This is a genomic window from Mesorhizobium sp. M0166 (assembly GCF_040322255.1).
GTDB lineage: Bacteria > Pseudomonadota > Alphaproteobacteria > Rhizobiales > Rhizobiaceae > Mesorhizobium.
In genome coordinates this window covers 110,171-124,880 of the sequence record NZ_JAMYTD010000015.1, presented here as the reverse complement: position 1 = coordinate 124,880, position 14,710 = coordinate 110,171, and the positions used below count along the sequence as shown (strand labels likewise).

Here is a 14,710-nt window from a genome sequence, read left to right as displayed (position 1 = left end):
CTTGACCCTTTCCGTGCGGTAGATAAGGGTTGGCGACTGGCCCATCAATCTTGATCAATAGAATCAACATGACAAGGCTGACATGACGGAGTGGCTGACGCGGGACGAAGCCCTGGAGCGTCTCAGGGTGCGCGCCCAGACGCTCTATGCCTATGTCAGCCGCGGACGCATCGGCATGCGGCCGGATGGGGCCGATCCACGCCGCAGCCAGTATCGCGCCGACGACATCGCGGCGCTGGCGAGCCGCCGGGCGCGCGGCCGAAACCCGCAGGCAATCGCCGAAAGCGCGATTGCCTGGGGTGAGCCGGCGATCGCCACCACGATCTCGACCGTTTTGCACGGCCGCCTCGTCTATCGCGGCCAGGATGCGGTCACGCTCTCCGAGACTGCCACGCTGGAGCAGACGGCAAACCTGCTTTGGGCGTCTGGCGCACCAGTGTCGTTCGGGTCGGCGAGCCGCCATAGTAACGGCGCGACTAACCGGCCGGCTGCCTTCGCGGAATTGGCCGCGTTGGCGGCCAACGGCCGGCCTTCGCTCGGCCGCCGATCGGCTTCGCTCAACCACGATGCGGCCGGCGCCATCGCCGCTCTGGCTCAGGCGCTCGGCGCGGTTCACGGAAGCGGTGCCGTGCATGAAAGGCTGGCGCGGGGATGGTCGCTCGATGCGGCCGGCGCAGACTTGATCCGCCGCTCACTGGTACTGTTGGCCGATCACGAATTGAACGCATCGACCTTCGCCGCACGGGTCGCCGCGTCCACCGGCGCACCTGTTTCGGCCTGCCTGCTTGCCGGCCTCGCACCCTCTCCGGTCCGCGCCATGGCGGCGCCGCGGAGGCGGTCATGATGTTGGGCGAGGATGCACAGAGATTGGGGCCGGATGCGGCTGTCGGTCGCTGGCTCGGTCACGACAGGCCACTGCCCGGATTTGGCCATCCGCTTTATCCCGACGGCGATCCGCGTGCGGAACCGTTACTGGCCGCGATAGATGTCGATGATGGGCTGTCACGGCTTTGCGATGCGGCCTTTGCGGCAACGGGCATGCGCCCGAACGTCGATTTCGCCTTGGCTGCGCTCACGCGCAGTCTCCGTTTGCCGTCCGATGCCCCGTTCCGTCTGTTCGCGCTCGGCCGCAGCGTCGGCTGGGCCGCGCATGCCGTGGAGCAGGTGACAAGCAGCGGCCTGATCCGGCCGCGCGCCCGCTACCAGGGACCGCTGCCGGAGCAGCTCTAGCCGCGCTGTGTGCGAAAGTCTCAGCGGCACCTGAGGGAAGGTTCGACGCGGCGCCTCGCCCTGGCAGTCACGACATCGTGTCGAGCTTGCGCTGCATCGCGGCGATCTGCTCCTTCAGCTCCTGAAGGTCGTCGGGTTTTTCCGGTGTTTCTTTCTTGGCCGGTTCGGGTGGTGCTGCTGCCGGCGCAGAGCCCGCGGGCGGGAACGGCGTGAACAGCCGCATGGCGTTCTGGAACATTTCCATGTTGCGCCGCGTCTGCTCCTCCAGCACCTTGATCGGCGTGGCGATCTTCATCATGTCCATCGGCGACTTGCCAAGGGCATCTTTCATTTGCTCGCGAAAGCGTTCCTGCTCCTTCGAGAAGGCCAGCATCGACTGTTCGAGAAAGCTCGGCACGATCATCTGCATCTGATCGCCGTAATAGGCGATGAGCTGACGCAGGAACGGGATCGGCAACATGTTCTGCCCGTCCTTGTTCTCCAGCTCGAAGATGATCTGGGTCAGCACCGGATGCGTGATGTCGTCACCGGTCTTGGCGTCCTGGACAGTAAACTCCTCGCCTTTTTTGACCATTTCAGCGAGATCCTCGAGCGTCACATAGGTGCTGGTGCCCGTATTGTAGAGACGGCGATTGGCATATTTCTTGATAACAATAGTTTCGTCTTTTGCGGCCATCTGCATCCTCCCCGGACACCGGGCAGCTTAAGTAAGCCGCCGGTAACGATTGCGCCTTTTTAAAGGATATGCGCAAAAGCGTCATGAATCCAAGCAGTTTGTGCAGTGCGGGAACATTTTATGTTGCGCAGCACGGACGGGCCGCCGTTGCAGCGACGGGCGGCCTGCTTGCGGCAGTGGGGCGCCATGCCCATTTCGGGTTTGACTCGGGTTGTGGAAAGGGCAAGAAAAGTCCCCGACGGCACCCGAAATCGTTCCCCGAAAGCCTGGAGAAGAACATGTCCGCTTCCAACGCCATCGTTGTCGCCAGTGCAGCGCGCACGCCTGTCGGCTCCTTCAACGGCGCCTTCGCCAACACGCCAGCCCATGAATTGGGTGCGGTCGCCGTCAAGGAAGCGCTGGTCCGTGCCGGCGTCGACGGCAAGGAAGTGGACGAGGTCATTCTCGGCCAGATCCTGACCGCGGCTCAAGGGCAGAACCCAGCGCGGCAGGCGGCTATGGCCGCCGGCGTGCCGCAGGAGGCGACCTCCTGGGGCCTCAACCAGCTCTGCGGCTCCGGCTTGCGCGCCATCGCGCTCGGCATGCAACAGATCGCCCAGGGCGACGCAAGGATCATCGTTGCCGGCGGCCAGGAATCGATGTCGATGGCTCCGCATGCGCAGCATCTGCGCGGTGGCGTCAAGATGGGCGACTTCAAGCTGATCGACACCATGATCAAGGACGGCCTGACCGATGCCTTCTACGGCTATCATATGGGCAACACCGCCGAGAACGTCGCCCGCCAGTTCCAGATCACCCGCGACGACCAGGACCAGTTCGCACTGGCTTCCCAGAACAAGGCCGAGGCTGCGCAGAAAGCCGGAAAATTCAAGGACGAGATCGTTGCCTTCACAGTCAAGGGCAGGAAGGGCGACACGATAGTCGACCAGGATGAATACATCCGCCACGGCGCGACAATCGACGCCATGACCAAGCTCAAGCCGGCCTTCGACAAGGAAGGCACGGTGACAGCAGCCAATGCCTCCGGCATCAACGACGGCGCCGCAGCCGTGGTGCTGATGACCGAAGCGGAAGCCGCAAGGCGCGGCATCACACCTCTGGTGCGTATCGTTTCCTGGGCGACCGCCGGCGTCGACCCGCAGATCATGGGGACGGGACCGATCCCCTCCTCGCGCAAGGCGCTGGCCAAGGCCGGCTGGTCGGTCGGCGATCTCGATCTGGTCGAAGCCAACGAGGCCTTCGCCGCGCAGGCCTGCGCCGTCAACAAGGACATGGGCTGGGACCCGGCCATCGTCAACGTCAATGGCGGCGCCATCGCCATCGGCCATCCGGTCGGCGCCTCGGGCGCCCGCATCTTCAACACGCTGGTCTACGAGATGCGCCGCAGAAGTGCCAAGAAAGGCCTTGCCACGCTGTGCATCGGCGGCGGGATGGGTGTTGCCATGTGCGTGGAAGCATTGTGATGAGATAAGCGATACGAATAGGATGCTGGCGCAAAGCGAGTAGGGAGTAGAGGGCAAACCCCACCGCTTCAACGCTCAGTCATCTGCATTTCCCGGGAGGACACATGACAAAGGTTGCAATCGTCACAGGCGGGTCGCGCGGCATCGGCGCGGCGATATCGGTCGCCTTGAAAAGCGCCGGCTATTCGGTGGCCGCAAACTACGCCGGCAATGAGGAAGCGGCGGCAAAGTTCAAGGCCGCAACCGGCATCCCGGTCTATAAATGGTCCGTCGCCGACTACGAGGCCTGCGCCGCCGGCATCAAACAGATCGAGGCCGATCTCGGTCCCGTCTCGGTGCTGGTCAATAATGCCGGCATCACTCGCGACGCGATGTTCCACAAGATGACGCGCGAGCAATGGAAAGAGGTCCTCGACACCAACCTTTCTGGTGTCTTCAACATGACGCATCCGTTGTGGGGCGGCATGCGCGACCGCAAGTTCGGTCGCATCATCACCATCTCGTCGATCAACGGCCAGAAAGGCCAGGTAGGCCAGGTCAATTATTCGGCCTCGAAGGCCGGCGATATCGGCTTCACCAAGGCACTGGCCCAGGAAGGCGCGCGCGCCGGCATTACCGTCAACGTCATCTGCCCCGGCTATATCGCCACCGAGATGGTCAAGGCGATGGACGAGAAGGTGCTTAACGAGCGCGTCATCCCGCACATCCCGGTCGGCCGTCTCGGCGAGCCGGAGGAAATCGCGCGCTGCGTCGTCTTCCTCGCTTCCGACGATGCCGGTTTCATCACCGGCTCGACCATTTCAGCCAATGGCGGCCAGTACATTAGCTGAGGCTTGGGATGCCGCGGATGCCCCCCGTACCGGCCCGACGGCAGGTACGGGCAGATAACCGGGCTGTCACGCGGCAAGCTTCAGCACTGGGCTGGCTTCAGGCTGGGTTCGGGCAATTGCACCTGCCTCGCACGCGGGTGCCGGCAGACGGGCAAGCGGCGCCCGACTGAGGCCCGATAGCTTCAAGGCGATGCGGCGCTTCAGGAATGGTGTGAAGTTCAGCACCGATAGCATGAGGTTGCGGACGAACCGCTTCACCGGACTGCGGGTAAGCGCCATGCCGGTCATCATGCCAGCCAGGTCAAGCACCTCCTGGGCCGCCGGGCGTCGCAGTGTTTCATAGAGTTCGAGCTCCGCTTCCGGGCGCACGCCGTTCACCACGTCGCCAAGCAACTGACCAAGCACGACCGCGTCGACGATGCCGGTATTCATGCCTTGCCCTCCCGCCGGGCTGTGTACGTGCGCGGCATCGCCCATCAGGAACAACCGGTCCTTGCGGTATGACCCGACCAGGCGGTGATGCACGCGAAAACGCGAGCTCCATTTCAGGTCGAGCACCCGGCCTCGTTTGCCGGTCGGTCCGCGGCTGTCCAGCAGCGCCTGTATGTCTGCGACCGCGGGTTTTTCCGGCGCGTCGTCCATTGTCGCGACGACGCGGTACGATCCGTCTGGGAGCGGCGCCACCACCACCAGCCCGGCTGGCGCAAAGAACAGCGACACCTCGGTTGGCCCAACCGGCCAGTCGAGACGAACGTCGGCGAGAACGAACGACGCCTCGTAGGCCGCGCCGTCGAACTCGACGCTGGCCGAGCTGCGCACCAGGCTGTGCATACCGTCGCCGCCAACGACGTAGCGTGCCGATATGATCTTCTCGCAGCCGTTCTCGACCACCGTCACGCACGCACCGTCAGTGTCCTGAACCACGGCCTTGGCCTCGACCATGCGGTGGATCACGCCGCCCAGGACGGCAATCCGCTCGGCGAACACCTGCTCGGTGAGATTCTGAGGCAGCATCATCAGATAGGGATGCCTCGACGGAAGCCTTCCGAAATCGAGCTTGAGCAGTGCCCTGTTGCGGTCGCGGATGGCGAAATTCTGCAGCTTCAGGGCAAGCTCGCTCAGCCGCTGTGTGACGCCCAGCGGCTCCAGCGCTTCCAGCGTCTGTGCGTGGATGACGCCAGCCCGCGAGGTCTGAAGGCCCTCTCCAAGCCTGTCGATCAGAACATGGTCGACCCCGGCCTGGTGCAGCACGATGGACAGCGCCAAGCCGGTCGGGCCGGCGCCAATAATCAGGATTTCCGTTGTATCGGGCAACATTTTCTCTCTCCATTTGTCAACATATGTTGACTTTTTAGCCGAAGCCATTGCATTTGTCAACGACCGTTGGCATATGCATTTTCATGACCGAGAATCAGTCGAAGAAACCCAGCAAGTCGGATCGCACCCGGGCTCAGATACTTGAGGCCGCGAAGCTCCTGTTCGCCGAACGCGGCTATGACGGCGCCTCGATCCGTGACGTCGCGGCGCATGCTTCGATCGATCCGGCCATGGTGATCCGCTATTTCCGCAGCAAGGACGAGTTGTTTGCCAGGGCGGCGGTCGTCGATCTGAAATTGCCCGCACTACGGGTGATCGACCGGACCGACATCGGTAAGACACTGATCAGGCGATTTCTCGAAATCTGGGAAGATCCGGCCAACGGTACCGGCATGGTAATTCTGCTGCGTTCGGCGACGTCGAACGAATTTGCCGCCGAAAAGTTGCGCGATGTATTTGCCAACCAGGTGAGGCCACTGGTTGCGGCGGTCGCTGATCCCGCCGATGCGGGCCGGCGCGCCGGGCTCATTTCCAGCCAGTTGCTGGGACTGGCGATGTGCCGGTACCTGCTGCGGCTTCCGCCGGTCGTCGCCCTGTCTCAAGACGAAATCATCCAGAACGTTGGCCCCACATTGCAGCGATATGCCGTCGGAGCGGACGTATCCTGAACAAGCCATTCGGCATGGTTGGCCGAGTTCTGAGCCTCACGCACTAAGCGCGTCGACCCGATGGCCATGATGCCGCGTGTGCCGAACCAGTACACAAAGGTTAACGGCCGCTGCGCAGCCTGTGCAAAAACCGCCCAGCAGCCTGTGGATTCTCGGTGGAAAAGCTGTTCACAACACAGCATGTTGCGGTGAACAAACCAAGAAACTTCGCCTATCTCTGATTCGTCGCCGATTCGTTCCGGCTTTGAGCGGAACGTTAACGGCGAGAGCTGAAAACACCCTCGAAATGATTAAAGCGCATTAGGAAACATCAATAATTTCATAATGTTGCGCGAAGCAGGTTGGCCGGCCACGATCATTCACCAGCAAAGGTTAACCGTGGTGCTGGCTTGGATGCCGCCTGCATGAATCGGGCCAGTTTCCGTGATTCAGCATGTGGTGAGATTCGCCGGCAGAAAGCCCAGATGTAGCCGTGAACAAAACCTGAATCAGCGCGAGTCAGTGATTCGTCGCTGATTCGTTCCAGACTCGTTCCAACTGTTAATCGGGAACAGATTTTTGGCTTTGAAGCGACCAATCGGCCCGCCCTCGGCACATTCCGCTTTCGCTTCGCGCCCGAAATCCCTATGTGTCGCCTGTCATACGCGGCCAATATGGGCGCGCTCCCGACAATGCGAGGCAGAGAGCCTTATTTCCAGGCCGATGAACATCCATCCGAAACACACTGAACCGCTGATCCTGTCGGGTCGAGACGTGACGGCCGTGCTCGGCCCGACCAACACCGGCAAGACCCATCTCGCCATCGAACGCATGGTGGCGCATGAAAGCGGCGTCATAGGCCTGCCGCTCAGGCTGCTTGCCCGCGAGGTCTATACGCGCGTCTGCGAGAAGGTCGGCGCCCATAAGGTTGCGCTCATCACCGGCGAGGAAAAGATCCAGCCGGCTGGCGCGAAATACTCGGTCTGCACCGTGGAAGCGATGCCGCGCGAGACCGACGCCGCCTTCGTGGCCATCGACGAGGTCCAGCTTGCCGGCGATCTCGAACGCGGCCACATCTTCACCGATCGCATCCTGCATCTGCGCGGCCGCCAGGAGACGCTGCTACTGGGCGCGGCCACCATGCACGGCATCCTGCAGCGCCTGCTGCGAGGCGTGTCGGTGGTGACCCGGCCGCGGCTATCGCATCTTGCCTATGCCGGCTCGAAGAAGCTGACCCGCCTGCCGCGGCGCACCGCGATCGTCGCCTTCTCCGCCGACGAGGTCTATGCCATCGCCGAGCTGATCCGCCGCCAGCAGGGCGGTGCCGCCGTCGTGCTCGGCGCACTCAGCCCGCGCACCCGCAACGCCCAGGTGGCGCTGTTCCAATCGGGCGACGTCGACTACCTCGTCGCGACCGACGCCATCGGCATGGGCCTCAACCTCGACCTCGACCACGTCGCCTTCGCCCAGAACCGTAAATTCGACGGCTACCAGTACCGCAACCTGACGGCGGCCGAGCTCGGCCAGATTGCCGGCCGCGCCGGCCGGCATCTGCGCGACGGCACCTTCGGCGTCACCGGCCAGGTCGATCCGCTGGATGAGGAACTCGTCAAGAAGATCGAGGCACATGATTTCGACCCGGTGAAAGTGTTGCAGTGGCGCACCGCGCATTTCGATTTCGCCAACCTCGATGCGCTGAAGCGCTCGATCGAGACCAACGCCCCGGTCGAAGGCCTGACGCGCGCACTGCCGGCAGTAGACGCGCAGGCGCTCGAGCATCTGTCGCGCGACGAGGATGTCCGGGCACTCACCACCGATGCCAGGCGCGTGGCGCTGCTGTGGGAAGCCTGCGCGCTGCCCGACTACAGGAAGATTGCGCCGGCCCAGCACGCCGACTTGATCGCCTCCATCTACATGGACCTTGCCAGGCACGGCCATGTCGACGAGAACTACATGGCCGAGCAGGTGCGCCGTGCCGACACCACCGAAGGCGACATCGACACGCTATCGCACAGGATTGCCCAGATCCGCACATGGACCTTCGTTTCCAACCGGCCCGGCTGGCTGGCCGATCGGGCACACTGGCAGGAAAAGACGCGCGAAATCGAAGACAGATTGTCGGATGCGCTGCATGAGCGGTTGACGAAACGTTTTGTAGACCGCAGGACTTCCGTCCTCATGCGGCGCCTTAGAGAAAACACGATGCCTGAAGCCGAAATCAGCCCAACCGGAACCGTCCTCGTCGAAGGCCATCACGTCGGCGAGTTGCAGGGTTTCCGCTTCACCGCCGACCAGAGCGCCGGCGGCGAGGATGCCAAGGCAGTGCGGGCGGCGGCGCAGAAGGCGCTTGCCGCCGAGTTCGAGGCGCGGGCCGAGCGCTTCGGCGCCTCTGCCAATGGCGACATTGCGCTGGGTTCGGATGGCACGCTGCGCTGGATCGGCGCCCCGATCGGCACGCTGGTTGCCGGCGAAGACGCTTTGAAGCCGCGTCTCGTTCTGCTCGCCGACGAGCAACTCACCGGCCCGGCCCGCGACAAGGTTGCGGCGCGCGCCGAGCGCTTCGTCAATTTCCAGATCGAATCCCTGCTGAAGCCGCTGGTTGATCTCAAGAATGCCGAGCAGATCACCGGCATCGGCCGCGGCATCGCTTTCCAGCTTGTCGAGCATTTCGGCCTCATCAACCGTCGCGACATTGCCGACGAGATGAAGTCGCTCGACCAGGAAGGCCGCGCGGCGCTTCGCCGTCTCGGCGTGCGCTTCGGCGCCTACCATGTCTTCGTGCCGGCGTTGATCAAACCGGCGCCGGCCGGGCTGATAACGCTGCTGTGGGCACTGAGGAACGACGGCAAGGACAAGCCCGGCTTCGGCGATGTCGTTCACGCACTGGCCTCCGGCCGCACCTCGGTGGTCATCGATCCCACATTCGACAAGACCTTCTACAAGCTTGCCGGCTACCGCAATCTTGGCCGGCGTGCCGTACGCGTCGATATTCTCGAACGACTGGCCGACCTGATCCGGCCGGCGACCAACTGGAAGCCGGGCCTCGGCCCTCGCCCCGACGGCGCCTATGACGGCCAATCCTTCATGGTGACGCCGCCGATGATGTCGATCCTCGGCGCCACCGCCGACGACATGGAAGAAATCCTGAAGGGACTCGGCTATCGCGCCGATGCCAAACCGGCAGCCGAGGTCAAGGCGCGGCTCGAAGCACAGGACAGTGCCGCGCGTGACGCTGCCACTGCAAAGCAGGCGGCGGAAGAGGCTGCGCGAGCCGAGCAGGCGAGGATGGCGGAAGCATCTGCCGCGGCAGAGCCGCCGGCGGAGGTTTCCGAGCCAGTGTCGGATGCGACCCCAGTTGCGGAGGCAGCAGCCGAAGCCGCGACCGAAGCGGCGGCAGAGCCTGTCGCGGAAGCTCCAGCCCCAGAAGCTGCGGCAGAAGTCACGCAAGAGGCCCGGCCCGCCGCCGAGGCGACTGCTGAAGCGCCTGCGGAACCAGCGGCTGAGCCAAGGGCGGAACTTGGGGCGGAAACTGAGGCTACGGCACCGGCAGAGCCGCCGGTTTTCGAAACTACGGAAGCATCGCCCCCCGAACCTGCAGCAACGGCGGAAGCCGTCGCCGGCGAAGCTGCTCCAGAAGCCGAGGAGCCAAAACCCATCCTGTTGTGGCGGCAGGCTCGTTTCGACCAGCGCCCACGTCATCGCCAGCATGACAACCGCCCCCGGGACAATCATCGGGACAATCGTGCGCGCAATGGTCAAGCTGCGCCGGGCGGCCGCAGCGATGCGCCGGTAGATGCCGGCGCGCAACCGACGCCGGGCGACGGGCCTGCCCGTCAGGGGCGCCACGACCAGCGCGACGGCGCCGGCAAGCCGCGCTTCGACCGCAGCAAGTTCAAGCCGAGGCCGCAAGGCGAGGCGGCAGAGCGCGCAAGCAAGCCGCAAGGCGAACGCCCCGACCGGCGCGAAAACCGGCCCGACTGGAAGGGTGGCCGACAGGACGGCAAAGGCGGCGCCCAAGGCGCAAAGCCCGCCTTCCAGCCAAAGCCGCGTGAGGAACGCCCGGTCCGCTTCGATCCGGACTCGCCCTTCGCCAAGCTCGCCGCGTTGCGCGACCAGCTGAAGAAGTAAGCTGCTCGTCCGATGGTCACTGATGCCCGCCAGCGCATCGACAAGTGGCTGTTCTTCTCGCGCGCGGTAAAGTCGCGCACGCTGGCAGCCAAGCTGGTCGTCGCCGGACGGGTCCGCATCAATCGCGACAAAGCAGCGCAGGCCTCCGATACGGTCCGGCCGGGCGACGTTTTGACCATCACGCTGGAGCGGCGGATCTTCGTCTGGAAAGTCCTTGGCACCGGCGTACGGCGTGGCCCGGCCGAAGAGGCCCGCCTGCTCTACGAGGACATGTCGCCGCCCCCCGCGCCCAAGGGCGAGGCGCTTCCCGATGCGGTGCCGCCGTTGCGCGAGGCCGGCAGCGGCCGCCCGACGAAGAAAGAACGCCGCCAGACCGACCACCTGCTCGGCGACGATTGAGCAAACTCGAACGTCCGCTTTGCCGGCCCTCTGGAATTCCATTCCGGAAACCGCGGCACCGCTGGCAAGGGCCGCCCTTGCCACCAGCGGACAAAGGCGTTACCTCACCAAAAAAGCCCAACAAAATGGGACGTCCCGGAGCCGACCAATGACCTATGTCGTGACCGACAATTGCATAAAATGCAAATACATGGACTGCATTGAGGTCTGTCCGGTCGACTGCTTCTACGAAGGTGAGAACATGCTCGTCATCCACCCGGACGAGTGCATCGATTGCGGCGTCTGCGAACCGGAATGCCCGGCCGATGCGATCAAGCCCGATACCGAGTCGGGCCTCGACAAATGGCTGCAGATCAACACCGAATATGCCGAGAAATGGCCTAACATCACCGCCAAGAAGGAGCCGCCGGCCGACGCTAAAAACTTCGATGGCGAAACTGGCAAGTTCGAGAAATATTTCTCCCCGGAGCCCGGCGAAGGCGATTGACGAGCCTGCCGGCTGCGGCGGCCTGACGCCGCGTAACAGACGTGATACATTAACTGCCTTGACAGGCGGCGACGGCGCATGGCCTTCGCGCGTGCAGCAAAACCTTGATTCTCCCGACTTTTTGTGTTATATCAAACCAAACATGCCGGTGACACAACGTCGATTTATGGCGCAAACGCCCCAAATCACTGAAAGGTGAATTTCTCAATCCGGACCAGAGCGATCTGGGGCAGGCGGTCGCAATGTTGCGATTTGCCGGTCCTGGCCTTTCCGGTGAGTTCATCGTTGTGTGGCTAAGGACCGGTCACCCCGGTCGCACGAGTTCGGGCCGGCACGATGCCGGTACCACAACAAGGAGTTCAGGGCGTAATGGCAACGATCACCCCGCAGAAGAAGTCTACCGCAGCGCGCCACGGTTTCAAGACCGGCGAGTACATCGTCTATCCGGCGCATGGTGTCGGCCAGATCGTCTCGATCGATGAGCAGGAAGTCGCGGGCCACAAGCTGGAGCTGTTCGTCATCGACTTCCAGAAGGACAAGATGCGCCTCAAGGTGCCGGTCGCCAAGGCGACCTCGATCGGCATGCGCAAGCTGTCGGAAGAGGATTATGTCGAGCGCGCGCTGAAGGTCGTGCAGGGCCGCGCCCGCGTCAAGCGCACCATGTGGTCGCGCCGCGCCCAGGAATATGATGCCAAGATCAACTCCGGCGATCTGATCTCCATCTCGGAAGTGGTGCGCGACCTCTATCGCGCCGACAACCAGCCGGAGCAGTCCTATTCCGAGCGCCAGCTCTACGAGGCGGCGCTTGACCGCATGGCCCGTGAGATCGCGGCCGTCAACCGCATGTCGGAGACCGAAGCGGTGCGCCTCATCGAGGTGAACCTCAATAAGGGTCCGAAGCGCGGCGCCAAGGCCGACAACGAGGAAGCCGAGCAGGAAGAAGCTGCCTGATTTTTTCTCGCCTTCGAATTCAGAAAGACCCGGCCTCGCGCCGGGTTTTTTGTTTTAGCTGACTTTTCTATTTGGCTGACTGGCGATGGCCGTTCTAGCTCTCGCGACCGCCCTCCCTTTCCGCCTCCTGCTTCAGCGTGGCGATAAACCGCTTGGTCCGCTGGCGTTCCGGGTTGCTGAACAGCACCGCGGCCGGGCCTTGTTCGACGATGTTGCCGGCATCGAGGAACACCACTTCCCGCGCGATCTTCGAGGCGAGCCGCAGATCATGCGTCGCCATCACCATGGTCGTGCCCTCGCTGGCGAGCTTGCCGAGCACGTCGACCACCTCCTGCGCCAGTTCCGGATCGAGCGCAGAGGTCGGCTCGTCGCAGAGCAGGACTTTCGGCGAAGGCGCCAGCGCCCGGGCAATCGCCACGCGCTGCTGCTGGCCGCCTGACAGGGTCGCCGGCCAGGCATCGGCCTTGTGCGCCATGCCGACCTTTTCGAGCAGGGCGAGCGCCCGTTGGCGCGCCCTTTCCTTGGGCCATTTCAGCACCGTCACCAGCCCCTCCATGATGTTCTCGATCGCAGTGCGATGCGGAAACAACTGGAAATTCTGGAACACCATGCCGGTCTGCAGCCGCAGCCGCTGAATATCCCTGGTCGAGACCCTGCCGCCAGGGTGGAATTCGAGTGCATCGTCGCCGATCCGCACCGTGCCTGAAGTCGGCAGCTCGAGCAGGTTGATGCAGCGCAAAAGCGTGCTTTTCCCGCCGCCCGATGGCCCGACGAGCGCCGTGACGCTGCCTTCCTCGATGGTGACGGTCACGCCCTTCAGCACGAGATTGTCGCCGAAGCGCTTTTCAATGTTGGTGAGGCCGATCATGCGCGCGCCTCCAGGAAGCCGCCATAACGGTTGAGCCGTTTTTCCAGCCGCGCCTGCAAGGCCGACAGCACGGAGCTCATGACCAGATAGAGGGCCGCTGCCTCGACATAGAGGATCAGCGGCTCATAGGTGGTAGCGACGATGCGCTGCGCTGCCTGGAACATCTCCGGCACGGTGATGGCGGCGGCGAGCGAAGTGTCCTTGACCAGCGAGATGAAGGTGTTGGACAGCGGCGGCACCGCGACGCGCCCCGCCTGTGGAAGAATGGTGCGCCGCATTGCCTGGGCCCAGGTCATGCCGATCGAATAGGCCGCTTCCCACTGGCCCTTGGGCACCGAACCGATGACGGCGCGGATGATTTCCGACGAATATGCACCGATGTTCAAGGTGAAGCCGATCAGTGCTGCCGGAAAGGCGTCGAGCAGGATGCCGGCCGATGGCAGGCCATAGAAGATAAGGAACAGTTGCACGAGAAGCGGCGTGCCGCGGAAGATCCAGACGTAGAAGCGGACCACGGCGACCAGGGGTTTGGGGCCGAACAGCCGGACAAGCGCCACGACCAGGCCGAGGACAAGACCGAACGCAAACGACAGCAGCGTCAACGGCACGGTGAAGATCAGTGCAGCCCACAGCAGCGTAGGCAGGGATTCCAGCATCAATTGCAGCCAGTGCGGCACTAAGCTCCTCCTTGCCAGATTGCCGTCGCTCATATCACGCGAAAGCGGCGGGCCGTCAAAGACAGCTCGCCGCGATACGAACGACGCGGGCCGGCGTTCGGCCCACACGAGAAAGCCGTTTTACTTCGAAACGTCCTGGCCGAAATAGGTGTCGGCGATTTTCTGGTAGGTGCCGTCGGCCTTGATGTCGGCCAGCGCCTTGTTGATGGCGGCCACCAGTTCCGGATCGCCCTTGCGCACGATGACGCCGGAATAGTCGGCGTTTTCCTCCTGCGCGGCAATCTTCACATTGGCGTCTGGCTTGTGCTTCTTGAAATCGAGGAAGGACAGGCTGTCGTTGATGGTGGCGTCGGCGCGGCCGGTGAGAAGCAGTTGGATCGACTGATCGAAGCCGTCGGTGCCGACGAGTTCGGCGCCGTTGGTTTCAGCCAGCTTGCCGAAATTCGAAGTCAGCGACTGCGCCGCCTTCTTGCCCTTGAGATCGGCGAAGCTCTTGATATCGGTGTTGTCGCCACGCACGATCAGCACTGCCTTGGAGGCGATGTAGGGATCCGAAAAGTCATATTTGGCCTTGCGCGCTTCGGTGATGCCGACCTCGTTGATGACGGCATCGTAGCGGTTGGCGTCGAGACCGGCGATCAGCCCGTCCCATTTGCCTTCGAGGAACTGGGCTTTGACGCCGAGGCGCTCGGCGATGGCCCGCGCGATCTCGACGTCGAAGCCAACCAGCGCGCCGGAAGCATCATGATAGGTGAAGGGCGCATAGGTTCCTTCCGTGCCGACCTTGAAGACGCCGGACTGCTTGATCTGGTCGAGATTGGCGCCGGCATGACCGGCGGCGATGGCCAGAACCTGCAGCGTCCCGGCGATAATGAGCGATTTGAGCCATTTCATTTTTCTGTGATCCCGTCCTTGGCCGATGTCCGGCGTCATTGCGAGTGCCGGAAAATGACAGATGCGCGATGCCGGAATAAGAAACTAGATTTCAAAAATCTCGCGCCCTTGAAATCCCATTCTCAACCAGCATCTCCCGACGC

12 protein-coding genes and 1 pseudogene are annotated in these 14,710 nt (G+C 63.2%); 8 read left to right on the top strand and 5 right to left on the bottom strand.

The genetic code is table 11. The features are described 5' to 3' along the window. Positions 1–82: 82 nt before the first annotated feature. Positions 83–1,230 (top strand): annotated as a pseudogene (locus NKJ46_RS18070) (citrate/2-methylcitrate synthase). Between the two features lie 67 nt (positions 1,231–1,297). On the opposite strand, the gene phaR reads toward NKJ46_RS18070, so the two are convergent. Further along, positions 1,298–1,906, bottom strand: a complete 609-nt coding sequence (phaR, locus tag NKJ46_RS18065) for a polyhydroxyalkanoate synthesis repressor PhaR (RefSeq protein ID WP_352666214.1) — start codon at positions 1,904–1,906, stop codon at positions 1,298–1,300. 278 nt (positions 1,907–2,184) lie between these two features. Here phaR and NKJ46_RS18060 point away from each other — a divergent pair, with 278 nt between their 5' ends. After that, complete coding sequence (locus NKJ46_RS18060; RefSeq protein ID WP_352666212.1) at positions 2,185–3,369, top strand: acetyl-CoA C-acetyltransferase; 1,185 nt, start codon at positions 2,185–2,187, stop codon at positions 3,367–3,369. A 104-nt stretch (positions 3,370–3,473) separates the two neighbouring features. Then, positions 3,474–4,199 carry an acetoacetyl-CoA reductase gene (phbB, locus tag NKJ46_RS18055; RefSeq protein ID WP_352666211.1) on the top strand — a complete coding sequence of 242 codons (726 nt, stop codon included), beginning with the start codon at positions 3,474–3,476 and terminating at the stop codon, positions 4,197–4,199. A 66-nt stretch (positions 4,200–4,265) separates the two neighbouring features. Here the strand turns inward: phbB and NKJ46_RS18050 are convergent, their stop codons facing one another. Beyond that, complete coding sequence (locus NKJ46_RS18050; RefSeq protein ID WP_352666210.1) at positions 4,266–5,516, bottom strand: FAD-dependent monooxygenase; 1,251 nt, start codon at positions 5,514–5,516, stop codon at positions 4,266–4,268. Positions 5,517–5,599: 83 nt separating this feature from the next. On the opposite strand from NKJ46_RS18050, the gene NKJ46_RS18045 reads away from it, so the two are divergent. From NKJ46_RS18045 to NKJ46_RS18025, 5 genes are all read left to right on the top strand, one after another. Further along, the gene (locus tag NKJ46_RS18045; RefSeq protein WP_352666208.1) at positions 5,600–6,184 is read left to right on the top strand and encodes a TetR/AcrR family transcriptional regulator; all 585 of its coding nucleotides are present in this window, start codon (positions 5,600–5,602) and stop codon (positions 6,182–6,184) included. Positions 6,185–6,886: 702 nt separating this feature from the next. Next, complete coding sequence (locus NKJ46_RS18040; RefSeq protein WP_352666207.1) at positions 6,887–10,291, top strand: helicase-related protein; 3,405 nt, start codon at positions 6,887–6,889, stop codon at positions 10,289–10,291. A gap of 12 nt (positions 10,292–10,303) precedes the next feature. After that, positions 10,304–10,690 carry an RNA-binding S4 domain-containing protein gene (locus NKJ46_RS18035; protein ID WP_023680553.1) on the top strand — a complete coding sequence of 129 codons (387 nt, stop codon included), beginning with the start codon at positions 10,304–10,306 and terminating at the stop codon, positions 10,688–10,690. Between the two features lie 148 nt (positions 10,691–10,838). Continuing rightward, complete coding sequence (gene fdxA / locus NKJ46_RS18030; RefSeq protein WP_292664799.1) at positions 10,839–11,177, top strand: ferredoxin FdxA; 339 nt, start codon at positions 10,839–10,841, stop codon at positions 11,175–11,177. Between the two features lie 369 nt (positions 11,178–11,546). Next, on the top strand, positions 11,547–12,128 hold the full coding sequence (locus NKJ46_RS18025; RefSeq protein ID WP_006327799.1) for a CarD family transcriptional regulator: 582 nt from the start codon (positions 11,547–11,549) through the stop codon (positions 12,126–12,128). 94 nt (positions 12,129–12,222) lie between these two features. On the opposite strand, the gene NKJ46_RS18020 is transcribed toward NKJ46_RS18025, so the two are convergent. The 3 genes from NKJ46_RS18020 to NKJ46_RS18010 all read right to left on the bottom strand — a co-directional run bounded on the left by NKJ46_RS18020 (position 12,223) and on the right by NKJ46_RS18010 (position 14,567). Continuing rightward, positions 12,223–12,996, bottom strand: a complete 774-nt coding sequence (locus NKJ46_RS18020; protein WP_352666205.1) for an amino acid ABC transporter ATP-binding protein — start codon at positions 12,994–12,996, stop codon at positions 12,223–12,225. After that, complete coding sequence (locus tag NKJ46_RS18015; RefSeq protein ID WP_352666203.1) at positions 12,993–13,673, bottom strand: ABC transporter permease subunit; 681 nt, start codon at positions 13,671–13,673, stop codon at positions 12,993–12,995. Before NKJ46_RS18015 ends, NKJ46_RS18020 begins: the two co-directional genes overlap by 4 nt. A 120-nt stretch (positions 13,674–13,793) precedes the next feature. Then, positions 13,794–14,567, bottom strand: a complete 774-nt coding sequence (locus NKJ46_RS18010; protein WP_352666201.1) for an amino acid ABC transporter substrate-binding protein — start codon at positions 14,565–14,567, stop codon at positions 13,794–13,796. Positions 14,568–14,710 lie beyond the last annotated feature (143 nt).

Bases quoted from the DNA above. Each gene is read 5' to 3' on its own strand.
- NKJ46_RS18040 (WP_352666207.1), top strand. From the start codon at position 6,887: ATGAACATCCATCCGAAACACACTGAACCGCTGATCCTGTCGGGTCGA.
- phaR (WP_352666214.1), bottom strand. From the start codon at position 1,906: ATGGCCGCAAAAGACGAAACTATTGTTATCAAGAAATATGCCAATCGC.
- NKJ46_RS18020 (WP_352666205.1), bottom strand. From the start codon at position 12,996: ATGATCGGCCTCACCAACATTGAAAAGCGCTTCGGCGACAATCTCGTG.
- NKJ46_RS18045 (WP_352666208.1), top strand. From the start codon at position 5,600: ATGACCGAGAATCAGTCGAAGAAACCCAGCAAGTCGGATCGCACCCGG.
- NKJ46_RS18025 (WP_006327799.1), top strand. From the start codon at position 11,547: ATGGCAACGATCACCCCGCAGAAGAAGTCTACCGCAGCGCGCCACGGT.
- NKJ46_RS18060 (WP_352666212.1), top strand. From the start codon at position 2,185: ATGTCCGCTTCCAACGCCATCGTTGTCGCCAGTGCAGCGCGCACGCCT.
- NKJ46_RS18035 (WP_023680553.1), top strand. From the start codon at position 10,304: ATGGTCACTGATGCCCGCCAGCGCATCGACAAGTGGCTGTTCTTCTCG.
- NKJ46_RS18050 (WP_352666210.1), bottom strand. From the start codon at position 5,516: ATGTTGCCCGATACAACGGAAATCCTGATTATTGGCGCCGGCCCGACC.
- fdxA (WP_292664799.1), top strand. From the start codon at position 10,839: ATGACCTATGTCGTGACCGACAATTGCATAAAATGCAAATACATGGAC.
- phbB (WP_352666211.1), top strand. From the start codon at position 3,474: ATGACAAAGGTTGCAATCGTCACAGGCGGGTCGCGCGGCATCGGCGCG.
- NKJ46_RS18010 (WP_352666201.1), bottom strand. From the start codon at position 14,567: ATGAAATGGCTCAAATCGCTCATTATCGCCGGGACGCTGCAGGTTCTG.